Here is a 12399-nt window from a genome sequence, read left to right as displayed (position 1 = left end):
CCGTCCACCTCAGCGTCCGGCCGGTGCGGCCGCCGGTCTCCCGGGCGGTCCGGCGGCCGGCACCGACGCGGTGGCCTCCTCGGCGACCGCCGCACCGCTGAACTGCGACCGGTAGAGCCGGGCGTACGCGCCGTCGGCGGCGAGCAGTTCCTCGTGGGTTCCCTGCTCGACGATCCGACCCTGCTCCATCATCAGGATCAGGTCGGCGTCGCGGATGGTGGAGAGCCGGTGCGCGATGACGAAGCTGGTCCGGTCCGAGCGCAGCGCGGCCATCGCCCGCTGCAGCAGCACCTCGGTCCGGGTGTCCACCGAGCTGGTCGCCTCGTCGAGGATCAGCAGCGAAGGCTCGGCCAGGAACGCCCGGGCGATGGTGATGAGCTGCTTCTCGCCGGCGCTGACGTTGCTGCCCTCCTCGTCGATCACGGTGTCGTAGCCGTCCGGGAGGCTGCGCACGAAGCGGTCCACGAAGGTGGCCCGGGCCGCCGTGAGGATCTCCTCCTCGGTGGCGTCCGGCCGCCCGTACGCGATGTTGTCCCGGATGGTGCCGCCGAAGAGCCAGGTGTCCTGGAGCACCATGCCGATTCGGCTGCGCAGCTCGTCCCGGCGCATCGAGCTGATGTCCACCCCGTCGAGGGTGATCCGGCCGGCGTCCAGCTCGTAGAACCGCATGATCAGGTTGACCAGGGTGGTCTTACCGGCGCCGGTCGGACCGACGATGGCCACGGTGTGTCCGGGCTCGGCGGCCAGCGACAGGTCGTCGATCAGCGGCTTGTCCGGGTCGTACCGGAAGGAGACGTGTTCGAACTCGACCCGGCCGGGGACCTTGGGCGGAGCGGGCCGCTCCGGGGTCTGCTCCTCGGCGTCGAGCACCTCGAAGACCCGTTCGGCGGAGGCCACCCCCGACTGGAGCAGGTTCGCCATCGAGGCGATCTGGGTGAGCGGCTGGGTGAACTGCCGCGAGTACTGGATGAACGCCTGCACGTCGCCGAGGGTCATCGTGCCGGAGGCCACCCGCAGCCCGCCGACCACGGCGATCGCGACGTAGCTGAGGTTCCCGACGAACATCATCGCCGGCATGATGATCCCGGAGATGAACTGGGCCCCGAAGCTGGCCCGGAACAGCTCGTCGTTCTTGGCCGCGAAGTCGGCCTGCACCTCGCGCTGCCGGCCGAAGACCTTGACCAGCTCGTGGCCGGTGTACGCCTCCTCGATCAAGCCGTTCAGCTCACCGGTGTGCCGCCACTGGGCGATGAACCTGCGCTGCGACCGCTTGGCGATCTGCTGGGTGACGACCACGGACAGCGGCACCGCCACCAGGGCGACCAGGGCCAGCAGCGGCGAGATCCAGAGCATCATGCCCAGCACGCCGACCACGGTCAGCAGCGCGGTGAGCAGCTGGCTGAGCGTCTGCGACAGGGTCTGCGAGATGTTGTCGATGTCGTTGGTGACCCGGCTGAGCAGCTCGCCCCGCGGCTGCCGGTCGAAGTAGGGCAGCGGCAGCCGGTTGAGCTTCTCCTCCACGTCGGCGCGCAGCTTCAGCACCGTTCGCTGCACCACCCCGTTGAGCAGCCAGCCCTGCCACCACATCAGCAGGCTGGCACCCAGGTAGAGGGCGAGCGCCAACGCGAGCGTGCGGCCCAGCGCGGTGAAGTCGATGCCCGCCCCGGGCACCACGTGCATCCGGGCCAGCATGTCGGCGTAGTTGTCGTTGCCGGCGGCCCGGGCCGCGGCCACGGCCTGCTCGGTGGTGGTGCCGGCCGGGATCGGCCGGCCGATCACGCCGGCGAAGATGAGGTCGGTGGCGTGGCCGAGGATCTTCGGACCGACCACACTCGCCCCGACGCTCGCCACCGCCAGGGTGACGATCGCGGCCAGGTGCAGCCGGTGCGGCCGCAGGCGGCCCAGCAGCCGCCGCGCGGACGGCCCGAAGTTCATCGACTTCTCCGCCGGCATGGCGGCGCCCATCCACGGTGGACCGCTGCCGCGCCGTCCGGCCACGGGCAGCCGGCTCGGCGTCGGCGCCTCGGTGGTGGCCTTCGGTGCGGTGGCCGGCTTCTGCCCCGGTACCGCCGTCATGCGGTCACCTCCGCGGTCTGCTGGGACGCCACGATCTCGGCGTACGTCGGGCAGGTCTTGAGCAGGTCCTCGTGTCGTCCCATGCCGACGACGCCCCCGTCCTCGAGCACGATGATCTGATCGGCGTCGACGATCGTGGAGACCCGCTGTGCCACGATCACCACCACCGCGTCCGCGGTGACCGGCTTCAGCGCGGCCCGCAGCCGGGCGTCCGTGCCGAGGTCGAGCGCGGAGAACGAGTCGTCGAAGAGGTAGATCTCCGGCTTGCGGACCAGCGCCCGGGCGATGGCCAGGCGTTGCCGCTGGCCGCCGGAGACGTTCGTGCCACCCTGCGCGATCGGCGCGTTCAGCCCGCCCGGCATCTCGGCGACGAAGTCCCGGGCCTGGGCGATCTCCAGCGCCGCCCAGAGTTCGGCGTCGGTCGCGTCGGGGTTGCCGTACCGGAGGTTGCTGGCCACCGTGCCGCTGAACAGGTACGGCCGCTGCGGCACCAGCCCGATCCGGCGCCATATCTCGTCCGGTTCCAGCAGCCGTACGTCCACCCCGTCGATCAGCACCGCGCCGTCGGTCGGGTCGACCAGCCGGGGGATCAGCGTGAGCAGGGTGGTCTTGCCGGCGCCGGTGGACCCGATGATGGCGGTGGTCCGGCCCGGGCTGGCCTGGAACGTGATGTCGTGCAGCACCGGCGCGCTCGCTCCGGGGTACTGGAAGGCGACACCGCGCAACTCCAGTTCGGCGCGCCTGGTCGTGACGATCATCGGCTCGGCCGGCGGCACCACTGACGACTCGGTGTCCAGCACCTCGATGATCCGCTCGGAGCACACCGCCGCGCGCGGCACCATCATCAGCATGAAGGTGGCCATCATGACCGCCATCAGGATCTGCATCAGGTACTGCAGGAACGCGGTCAGCGCGCCGACCTGGATCTGGTTGGCGTCCACCCGTTCCGCGCCGAACCAGAGCACCGCGACGCTGGAGACGTTCAGCACCAGCATGACCACCGGGAAGATCAGCGCCTGGAGGCGGCCGACCCGCAGGGCCGTCGCGGTGAGGTCGGCGTTGGCGGCGCCGAACCGCTTCGTCTCGTACGGCTCGCGGACGAAGGCCCGGACCACCCGGATGCCGGTGATCTGCTCGCGCAGCACCCGGTTGACCGTGTCGATCCGGGTCTGCATGAGCCGGAAGCCGGGCACCATCCGGCGGGTGATCAGACCCAGTGCCACCGCCAGGACCGGCACGCACACCAGCATCAGCCAGGAGAGTCCCACGTCCTCCTGCAGCGCCATCACCACGCCGCCGACGCTCATGATCGGCGCGGCGACCAGCATGGTGCAGCTCATCAGCACCAGCATCTGGACCTGCTGCACGTCGTTGGTGTTCCGGGTGATCAGCGAGGGTGCCCCGAACCGGGCCACCTCGCGGGCCGAGAAGCGGTTGACGTGGCGGAAGATGCCGGCCCGGACGTCGCGGCCGAATCCCATCGCGGTCTTCGCGCCGAGGTAGACGGCGGCGATCGAGCAGGCGATCTGGAGCAGGCTGACGAGCAGCATCCAGCCGCCCGTATGCAGGATCTGGTCGGTGTCGCCGAGGGCCACGCCCCGGTCGATGATGTCGGCGTTGAGGCTCGGCAGGTAGAGCGACGCCATCGTGCCCACGAACTGGAACGCCACGACCGCGGCCAGCAGCCGCCGGTACGGACGCAGGTGGGTACGGAGCAGGCGGATCAGCACGGACGGCTCCCCGAAGGCTTTTCGGTGTCGGACTCGCTGTCCGGGTTCAACCGGTGAAGGTCGCCGCCGGACATGGTCGTGATGATTTCGATGAGGAACTGCCGGATCACCTCTTTTTTCGCCGGATCGGCGTCGACCGAGGTGAGCGGGCGGTCGCTGTGGATCAGGTCGATGATGGCGAGGGCGTGCTCCCGGCCCTTGTCGGTCAGGGTGAGCTGGACGCTGCGGCGGTCGTTCGGGTCCCGCTGGCGGGTGACGAAGCCGTCGCGTTCGAGCGTGTCGACGACGCCGGTGAGTGTGGCGGGCCGGACGAAGCACCGTTCGGCCATTTCCCGGTGGCTGGTGTCGCCGCCGCGGAGCAGGATGAGCAGCACCCGCATGCCGGCCGAGGTGAGTGCGTGGTGCTCGGCGAGGTAGCGCCCCCAGTGCTGTTCGACGATGTGGCCTGCGATCGAGATCAAGCGGCCGAGCGGCGCCTGCCGCAGGGCATCTGGGAAGGTGACGAGCGGTCCCATCTTCACAGCCGTCAGATTAGCGCCCAGATCGTCAGGGCCCAAACTAATTTCGGAATCCTGACATCTTGTCAGTGGAAAGATATGCTGCGGCGGTGACCACGACGCGCGGCTACCACCACGGGGACCTCCGCCGGGCATTGCTGGAGGCGGCGGTCCAGGCGATCGGCGAGTCCGGCCCGGCCGCGCTCAGCCTCCGGGACCTGGCCCGCCGAGCCGGCGTATCGCACGCCGCCCCGGCCCACCACTTCGGCGACAAGGCCGGCCTGCTCACCGCCCTGGCCGTCGAGGGCTTCGACCTCCTCGCCGCCGCGCTCGACCGGGCCGACGGCGACCTGCTCGCGGCCGGGGTGGCGTACGTCCGCTTCGCCGTCGGGCACCGCGCGCACTTCGAGGTGATGTTCTCGCCCGGGCTCTACCACGGCGACGACCCGGCGGTGCTGGCCGCCCGGTCCCGGGCCTGGGCGCCGCTGCGCAGCGGCATCGCCGCCCTGCCCGGCGGGTCCGAACGGGACGCGCTCGCCGCCTGGTCGATCGTGCACGGCTTCGCCACGCTCTGGCTGGCCGGCGCGCTGCCACCCGGCATCGACCCGGATCCGGAGGTAGCCGCCCGCTCGGTCATCCGGCGGCTCTTCGAGCCGGGGGAGTGAGTAAGGAGGGGCCCCCTGTTAACGCCTGGTGCATAACAGGGGGCCCCTCCTAACCGGTCACCAACTGGTGGGCAGGGGCATGCCCTCGGTGTAGCCGGCGGCGCTCTGCACTCCGACCAGTGCCCGCTCGTGGAACTCGTCCAGGCTGCGTGCGCCGGCGTAGGTGAAGGCGCTGCGCACCCCGGAGATGATCTCGTCGATCAGGTCCTCCACCCCGGGACGGATCGGGTCCAGGTACATCCGCGCCGAGGAGATGCCCTCCTCGAAGATCGCCTTCCGGGCCCGGTCGAACGCGCTGTCCTCGGCCGTACGGGCGCTGACCGCCCGGGCCGACGCCATGCCGAAGCTCTCCTTGTACCGCCGCCCGTCCGGCTCCGTGTAGAGGTCGCCGGGGGACTCGTACGTGCCGGCGAACCAGGAGCCGATCATCACGTTCGAGGCGCCGGCGGCGAGGGCCAGCGCCACGTCGCGCGGGTGCCGTACGCCGCCGTCGGCCCAGACGTGCCGGCCCAGCGCTCTGGCCGCCGCGGCGCAGTCGAGCACCGCGGAGAACTGCGGGCGGCCGACGCCGGTCATCATTCGGGTGGTGCACATGGCGCCCGGCCCGACGCCGACCTTGACGATGTCGGCCCCCGCCTCGACCAGGTCCCGCACGCCTTCGGCGGTGACCACGTTGCCCGCCGCGACCGGGACCGTCGGGTCGAGCTTGCGCACCGCTCGCAGCGCGGAGATCATCCGCTCCTGGTGGCCGTGCGCGGTGTCCACCACCAACGTGTCCACCCCGGCGTCGAGCAGGGCGGCGGCCTTGCCGGTCACGTCACCGTTGATGCCCACCGCCGCGGCGATCCGCAGCCGGTTCCGGTCGTCCACCGCCGGCTTGTAGAGGGTGGCGCGCAGCGCGCCCTGCCGGGTCAGCACGCCGACCAACCGCCCCTCGGCGTCCACCACCGGGGCGAGCCGGCGCCGGCCCGCGGAGAGCCGGTCGAAGCCGGTACGCGGGTCCGCGTCCGCCGGCACCGTGTGCAGTTCGGTCGACATGACGTGCCGGAGCTGGGCGAAGCGGTCCACCCCCACGGTGTCCGCCTCGGTCACCACGCCGAGTGGCCGGCCGGCCTCGTCCACCACCATCACCGCGCCGTGCGAGCGCTTGGGCAGCAGGTGGATCGCGTCGCCGACGGTGTCCGTCGGGCCGAGGGTGATCGCGGTGTCGTGCACCAGGTGCCGCTGCTTGACCCAGGCGACGACGTTGGCCACCACCTCGATCGGGATGTCCTGCGGGATCACCGCGATGCCGCCGCGCCGGGCCACCGTCTCGGCCATCCGCCGGCCGGAGACCGCCGTCATGTTCGCCACCACCAGCGGGATGGTGGTGCCCGTGCCGTCGGCCGTGGCCAGGTCGACGTCGAGCCGGGAGCCCACCTCGGAGCGGTTGGGCGCCATGAAGACGTCGTTGTAGGTCAGGTCGTGCGCGGGAACCGCGCCATGAAGGAACCGCACCGGAACATCATTCCTGCTCCCGCCCGGTCCTGCCGCCGCTGGTGGCCCAAACCACCCCTCGCCGCCCGGGCCGGGCGCCGACGAGCCGCGTCCGAAGAGCGCAACTTCCCGGAAGTTGCTCTCTTCCGACGCCGGGAGGCAGCACCTTCCCCGAAACTGCGCGGATCTTGACGCGGACGCGACAGGGGGGCCGGGCGTCGACCGACGTGGTGGAGTACGGGTCGCTCGGGGTCAGGCGATGGTGCAGATCGCCGCGCCGGCGGTGATCACCCCGCCGACCTCGGCGGAGAGGCCGCTCACGGTGCCCGCCTTGTGCGCGTGCAGCGGCTGCTCCATCTTCATCGCCTCGAGGACGACGACCAGGTCGCCCTCGGCGACGGTGTCCCCGTCCGCCACGGCGATCTTGACGATGGTGCCCTGCATCGGGGAGGTGAGCGTGTCGCCGCTGACCGCCGCGCCGGCCTTGGCGCCGCCGCCCCGGCGGGCCGGCTTCTTCGCGGCGGGCGCGGCGGTCGCCGTACCCGCGCCCAGGCCGGCGGGCAGAACCACCTCCAGCCGCTTGCCACCCACCTCGACCACGACGGTCTCGCGCTCGGCTGGGCCCTCGACGGCGCCGGGCGCGGCGGTGAAGGCCGGCACGGTGTTGTCGAACTCGGTCTCGATCCAGCGGGTGTGCACGGTGAACGGCTCGGCGGTGAACGCCTCGTCCCGGACCACCAGGCGGTGGAAGGGCAGCGCGGTGGCCATGCCGTCCACGACCATCTCGTCCAGCGCCCGGCGGGCCCGCTCCAGCGCCTCGGTACGCGTCTCGCCGGTGATGATCACCTTGGCCAGGAGCGAGTCGAAGTTGCCGCCGATCACGTCGCCGGCCGAGATGCCGGCGTCGACCCGGACGCCGGGGCCGGCCGGCAGCCGCAGCGCGGTGATGGTGCCCGGGGCGGGCAGGAAGTTGCGGCCCGGGTCCTCGCCGTTGATCCGGAACTCGATCGCGTGCCCGCGCGGCGTCGGGTCCTCGGTGAAGCGCAGCTTCTCGCCGTCGGCGATCCGGAACTGCTCGCGGACCAGGTCGATGCCGGCGGTCTCCTCGGTCACCGGGTGCTCGACCTGGAGCCGGGTGTTGACCTCCAGGAAGGAGATGGTGCCGTCCGCGCCGACCAGGTATTCCACCGTGCCGGCGCCGTGGTAGCCGGCCTCCCGGCAGATGGCCTTGGCGCTGTCGTGGATCTGCCGGCGCTGGGCCTCGGTGAGGAACGGCGCCGGGGCCTCCTCGACCAGCTTCTGGTGGCGGCGCTGCAGCGAGCAGTCCCGGGTGCCCACGACGATCACGTTGCCGTGCTGGTCGGCCAGGACCTGGGCCTCGACGTGGCGGGGCTGGTCCAGGTAGCGCTCGACGAAGCACTCGCCCCGGCCGAACGCGGCGACCGCCTCGCGGGTGGCCGACTCGAACAGGTGCGGGATCTCCTCCATGGTGCGGGCCACCTTGAGGCCGCGCCCGCCGCCGCCGAAGGCCGCCTTGATGGCGACCGGCAGGCCGTGGTCGACCGCGAAGGCCATCACCTCGTCGGCGTTGCCGACCGGGTCCGGGGTGCCGGGGACCAGGGGCGCGCCGGCGCGCTGGGCGATGTGCCGGGCGGTCACCTTGTCGCCGAGGTCGCGGATCGCCTGCGGGGTCGGGCCGATCCAGGTCAGCCCGGCGTCGATGACCGCCTGGGCGAAGTCGGCGTTCTCGGAGAGGAAACCGTAGCCGGGGTGCACGGCGTCCGCGCCCGCCTTCGCGGCGACGTCGATCAGCTTGTCGATGCGCAGGTAGCTGTCCGCAGCGGTGTCCCCGCCCAGGGCGTACGCCTCGTCGGCGAGGGTGGCGTGCAGGGCGTCCCGGTCGGAGTCCGCGTAGACCGCGACGCTCGCCAGCCCGGCGTCGCGGCAGGCGCGGATGACGCGGACGGCGATCTCGCCGCGGTTGGCGATGAGTACCTTGCGCACCTTGGTGCTCCTCCCCGGAGGTCGATGCCGGGAGTGTATCGGCCGCTCTCCCGACCCTAACGATCGCTCAGTGTGGGATGTGGCACTGTCGCGTCGCGGCTTAGTCAAACTTGTTTATTACGCTTGTCCGGTGTCGGCAACTCGGATGATGATTCTCGGCCTGGTTCGGTGGATGGAGCCGGTGCACGGCTACGACGTACGCCGTGAGCTGCTGAGTTGGAGCGCGGACAAGTGGGCCAACGTGCAACCGGGCTCGATCTATCACGCGCTGCGCAAGCTGACCGACGAGGGGCTGCTGCGCACCGTCTCCGTCGAGCAGGTCGGCGCGCGCCCCGCCCGCACCACGTACGAGGTGACCGCGAAGGGCGAGGAGGAGTTCGAGACCCTGCTGCGGGCGCAGTGGTGGCAGCTCAACGAGACGGCGGACCCGTTCGTGGCCGCCTTCTCCTTCCTGCCCGCCATGCCGCGCGACGAGGCGGCGGCGGCCCTGCGCAACCGGGCCAACCTGATCCGGGCCGGGATCGAGTCGATGCGTGCCTCGCTGGACTCGGACTGGGTGCGCAACCGCAAGCCCGTGCACGTCGGGTGGATGTTCGAGCTCTGGCTGGCCCGGGCCGAGGCGGACATGGCCTGGTGCCTGCGGATCGCCGAGCGGGTGGAGTCGGGAGTGTCATACCTGCCCGCTGAGATGGAGCGGGCCGACGGGTGGACGGGGTGGCGGGACGGCGCCCCGCCCGACGGCGAAGACGCGGATTAATCAACATTGACCATAAGAGCTATATCGCGATAGTCTCTCCGCGAACCGCGCGGGAGAGGTGTGCCCCCGTCGCGGACGATCGGCGGCCGGTCACGTCCGGCCCGGACGACCAGGAGCAGACATGATCGAGACCAGAGGGCTGCGGAAGTCGTTCCGCTCCCGGGCAGGTCGCGAGACGAAGACCGTGGACGCGGTCCGGGGTGTCAACCTCGAGGTCGCCGAGGGGGAGATCTTCGGGTTCCTCGGCCCCAACGGCGCCGGCAAGACGACCACCCTGCGGATGCTCGCCACGCTCATCGAGCCGGACGGCGGCGAGGCCACCATCGCCGGGGCCGACCTGCGCAAGGACCCGGCCGAGGTGCGCCGCCGGATCGGGTACGTGGCCCAGGGCGGCAGCACCTGGGACGAGTCCACCGCCCGCGAGGAGTTGGTGCTCCAGGCCCGCCTCTACGGCATCTCGAAGGCCGAGGCGCACCAGCGCGCCGTCCGGGCCCTGGAGGCCTTCCAGCTCAGCGAGTACGCCGACCGCAAGTGCAAGACCTACTCCGGCGGCCAGCGGCGCCGGGTCGAGATCGCGCTCGGCATCATCCACGAGCCGAAGATCGTCTTCCTGGACGAGCCGACCACCGGTCTCGACCCGCAGAGCCGGGCGCACATGTGGGACGAGATCCGCCGGCTGCGGGCCGAGGGGATGACCGTCTTCATCACCACGCACTACCTCGACGAGGCCGACGCGCTCTGCGACCGGATCGCGATCATGGATCACGGCGAGGTGGTCGCGGAGGGCACCCCGGCCGAGCTGAAGCGGGAGATCTCCGGCGAGGTGGTGCTGGTCGGCCTGGACGCCACCGCCACCCCGCGCGCCGCCGAGCTGCTCGACACCGAGGCGTACGTGCACAAGCTGGAGACCGCCGACGAGGGTGGGCTGCGCCTCTACGTCGACGAGGGCGCCACCGCCATCCCGCAGATCCTGCGCCGCCTGGACGGCGCCGGGCTGGACCTGGGCTCGATCGAGCTGCACCGCCCCAGCCTCGACGACGTGTTCCTCACCAAGACCGGCCGCTCGCTGCGCGAGTCCTGAGCACTGAGAACCGGAGACCACTCATGAAACTCGCCCGCGACACCTGGCTCATCTTCCAGCGCCAGATCCAGCTGCTCCTGCGCAACCCGGTGTGGGTCTTCGTCGGCGTCTTCCAGCCGGTGATGTACCTGCTGCTCTTCGCCCCACTGCTCAAGCCCGCCCTCCGCGCGTCCAGCCAGGCCGAGGCCTACAAGATCTTCGTCCCCGGCCTGCTGGTGCTGCTGGCCATCTTCGGCGGCCTGTTCCAGGGCTTCGGCCTGATCGCCGAGCTGCGCGCCGGGGTGATCGAGCGGTCCCGGGTCACCCCGGTCAGCCGGCTCGCCCTGCTGCTCGGCCGCTCGCTGCGCGACGTGGTCTCGCTCGTCGTGCAGGCGATCATCATCACCCTGCTCGCGCTCCTGTTCGACCTGCGGGTCTTCATCGGATACCTGCTGCTCGCGTACCTGATGCTGGCGCTGATCGCGCTGATGACCTCGGCCGTCTCGTACGGCGTCGCGCTCAAGGTCAAGAGCGAGGACGCACTCGCCCCGCTGATGAACACCGTCGCCCAGCCGGTGCTGCTGCTCTCCGGCATCCTGCTGCCGCTCACCTTCGCCCCCGGCTGGCTCCAGGGCGTCGCCAAGTGGAACCCATTCTCCTGGGCGGTCGAGGGCACCCGAGCGCTCTTCGCCGGCGACCTGAGCAACGACCGGGTCTGGCAGGGGCTGACGATCATCGCGGTGCTCGCCGTCGCCGGGGTGGTCTGGGCCGCCCGGCAGTTCGCCCGCAGCGTCCGCTGATCCGACGAGAGCTGTCTCTCATCAGAGGCGGGGCCCCGGCCCGATACGCGTAGCGTAAGGCCAGTGCCCCGCCTCACCCATGACAGGACGACCTGGCTGACCTACGCCCAGTTGGGGTTGTGGGGCTTCTTCCTCTACGGGTTCGGCCCTGTCGTACCGCTGCTCCGCGACGAGCAGGGCACCACCGCCGCCGTCGCCGGCCTGCACAGCACCGGCATCGCGGTCGGCGCGCTGCTCGGCGGCGCGCTCTTCGCACCGGTCGCCCGCCGGCTCGGTCGGGGTCCGGCGACCTGGCTCGGCCTCGCCGGCGTGGCCGTCGGCGTCGCCGCCCTCGGCCTGCTCCGCCCGCTGCCCGCCACCATCGTCGCGGTCGCGGTCGTCGCCGCCTTCGGCATGATGGTGGTCAGCGGGGTCAACGTCGTGCTGGTCGCCCACCACGGCCCGGCCGCACCCGCCGCACTGGCCGAGGCCAACGCCGCCTGCGCCGGCATGGGCATCCTCGCGCCGCTGGTCATCGGCGCCACCGTTGACGCCGGCCTCGGCTGGCGGCCGGTGATGGCCGTCGAGGTCGGCCTGATCGCACTGGTCGCCCTCGCCGCCCGGGCCTTCCGGGTACGCCTGCCGAAGACCGCCCCCTGCGGCAACTCCAGCTCAGCGCGTCTGACGCCGCGCAGTGACCTGGAGCCGTCGGCTGCCGCCGACCCGGCCGCCTCGGCGCCGGCGCGGCTGCCCCGGGCGTACTGGATCGCCTGGGCGCTGATGTCGGTCACCGGCTCGATCGAGGTCTGCCTGTCGCTCTGGACGGCCGACGTGCTGCGGACCCACGCGGGGTTGAGTGCCGGCGGAGCCTCCGCGGCCGTCGCGGCGATCGTCTGCGGGATGTTCGCCGGCCGGGTGGCCGGCGGCCGGTTCGCGCTGCGCTGGCCGCCGGTGCCGCTGCTACTCGGCGCGCTGGCCGTCTCCCTGGTCGGCTTCGCCCTCTTCTGGTCCGCCCCGGTCGGCTGGCTCGCCATCACCGGCCTGGTCGTGCTCGGGCTGGGCAACGCCCTGCACTACCCCCTCGCGATCTCCATCGCGCTCGCCGTGGCCGGGCCGGCCGCCGACAAGGCGGCCGGCTGGTCCTCGTACTCGATGGGGGTGGGTTTCGGGATCGCGCCGGTCGCGCTCGGCTGGGTGGCCGACGGCGTCGGTCCCCACCTGGCCTTCCTGCTGCTGCCCGGCTTCATCGCGGCGGCCCTGCTACTCACCGGCCGACTCGCCCGCGCCCTGCGCACGCCGCACCCGGCCCAAGAGCCGACCCCGCTCCCCGCCTGACCGCCCAGCCCGGCCGGGGC

General features: G+C 71.8%; 10 protein-coding genes. 5 read left to right on the top strand and 5 right to left on the bottom strand.

The annotated features are described in order from the left end of the window. Window positions 1–9 precede the first annotated feature (9 nt). The 3 genes from ONA70_RS01635 to ONA70_RS01625 are packed head-to-tail and all read right to left on the bottom strand — an operon-like array spanning window position 10 to window position 4321. Window positions 10–2076 (bottom strand): ABC transporter ATP-binding protein, encoded by a 2067-nt coding sequence (locus tag ONA70_RS01635; protein ID WP_319956129.1) that lies wholly within the window; start codon window positions 2074–2076, stop codon window positions 10–12. Continuing rightward, window positions 2073–3806 carry an ABC transporter ATP-binding protein gene (locus ONA70_RS01630; RefSeq protein ID WP_265004494.1) on the bottom strand — a complete coding sequence of 578 codons (1734 nt, stop codon included), beginning with the start codon at window positions 3804–3806 and terminating at the stop codon, window positions 2073–2075. The genes ONA70_RS01635 and ONA70_RS01630 overlap by 4 nt, the downstream gene beginning before the upstream one ends. After that, window positions 3800–4321: a MarR family winged helix-turn-helix transcriptional regulator gene (locus ONA70_RS01625; RefSeq protein ID WP_265004501.1), complete on the bottom strand. Its 522-nt coding sequence runs from the start codon at window positions 4319–4321 to the stop codon at window positions 3800–3802. Before ONA70_RS01625 ends, ONA70_RS01630 begins: the two co-directional genes overlap by 7 nt. A gap of 92 nt (window positions 4322–4413) precedes the next feature. Between ONA70_RS01625 and ONA70_RS01620 the strand changes: the two genes are divergently transcribed. Further along, window positions 4414–4968, top strand: a complete 555-nt coding sequence (locus ONA70_RS01620; protein WP_265004493.1) for a TetR/AcrR family transcriptional regulator — start codon at window positions 4414–4416, stop codon at window positions 4966–4968. A 57-nt stretch (window positions 4969–5025) separates the two neighbouring features. Here ONA70_RS01620 and ONA70_RS01615 read toward each other — a convergent pair whose 3' ends face one another. Together ONA70_RS01615 and ONA70_RS01610 are read right to left on the bottom strand one after the other, a co-directional pair. Next, a complete protein-coding gene (locus ONA70_RS01615) occupies window positions 5026–6465 on the bottom strand; it encodes a GuaB1 family IMP dehydrogenase-related protein (protein WP_265004492.1) in 1440 nt (479 codons plus the stop codon). 231 nt (window positions 6466–6696) lie between these two features. Beyond that, window positions 6697–8448, bottom strand: coding sequence for an acetyl/propionyl/methylcrotonyl-CoA carboxylase subunit alpha (locus ONA70_RS01610; RefSeq protein WP_265004491.1), 1752 nt, complete (start codon window positions 8446–8448; stop codon window positions 6697–6699). A gap of 145 nt (window positions 8449–8593) precedes the next feature. Between ONA70_RS01610 and ONA70_RS01605 the strand changes: the two genes are divergently transcribed. The 4 genes from ONA70_RS01605 to ONA70_RS01590 all read left to right on the top strand — a co-directional run bounded on the left by ONA70_RS01605 (window position 8594) and on the right by ONA70_RS01590 (window position 12379). Further along, window positions 8594–9205 (top strand): PadR family transcriptional regulator, encoded by a 612-nt coding sequence (locus tag ONA70_RS01605; RefSeq protein ID WP_265004500.1) that lies wholly within the window; start codon window positions 8594–8596, stop codon window positions 9203–9205. A gap of 121 nt (window positions 9206–9326) precedes the next feature. Next, entirely contained in the window at window positions 9327–10286 is a 960-nt protein-coding gene (locus ONA70_RS01600) for an ATP-binding cassette domain-containing protein (protein ID WP_265004490.1), read from the top strand. Between the two features lie 23 nt (window positions 10287–10309). Beyond that, window positions 10310–11065, top strand: coding sequence for an ABC transporter permease (locus tag ONA70_RS01595; RefSeq protein ID WP_265004489.1), 756 nt, complete (start codon window positions 10310–10312; stop codon window positions 11063–11065). Window positions 11066–11128: 63 nt separating this feature from the next. Beyond that, window positions 11129–12379, top strand: coding sequence for an MFS transporter (locus tag ONA70_RS01590; protein WP_265004488.1), 1251 nt, complete (start codon window positions 11129–11131; stop codon window positions 12377–12379). The last annotated feature ends 20 nt before the right edge of the window (window positions 12380–12399 follow it).

Source organism: Micromonospora yasonensis (genome assembly GCF_026013475.1).
Lineage (GTDB): Bacteria > Actinomycetota > Actinomycetes > Mycobacteriales > Micromonosporaceae > Micromonospora > Micromonospora yasonensis.
Note: the sequence above shows the minus strand (reverse complement) of the source record. Positions and strands in the feature narration are given on the sequence as shown.

What these genes read in the sequence shown, in the direction of transcription:
- ONA70_RS01605 (WP_265004500.1), top strand. Translation starts at nt 8,594, where the DNA reads ATGATGATTCTCGGCCTGGTTCGGTGGATGGAGCCGGTGCACGGCTAC.
- ONA70_RS01600 (WP_265004490.1), top strand. Translation starts at nt 9,327, where the DNA reads ATGATCGAGACCAGAGGGCTGCGGAAGTCGTTCCGCTCCCGGGCAGGT.
- ONA70_RS01595 (WP_265004489.1), top strand. Translation starts at nt 10,310, where the DNA reads ATGAAACTCGCCCGCGACACCTGGCTCATCTTCCAGCGCCAGATCCAG.
- ONA70_RS01635 (WP_319956129.1), bottom strand. Translation starts at nt 2,076, where the DNA reads ATGACGGCGGTACCGGGGCAGAAGCCGGCCACCGCACCGAAGGCCACC.
- ONA70_RS01625 (WP_265004501.1), bottom strand. Translation starts at nt 4,321, where the DNA reads ATGGGACCGCTCGTCACCTTCCCAGATGCCCTGCGGCAGGCGCCGCTC.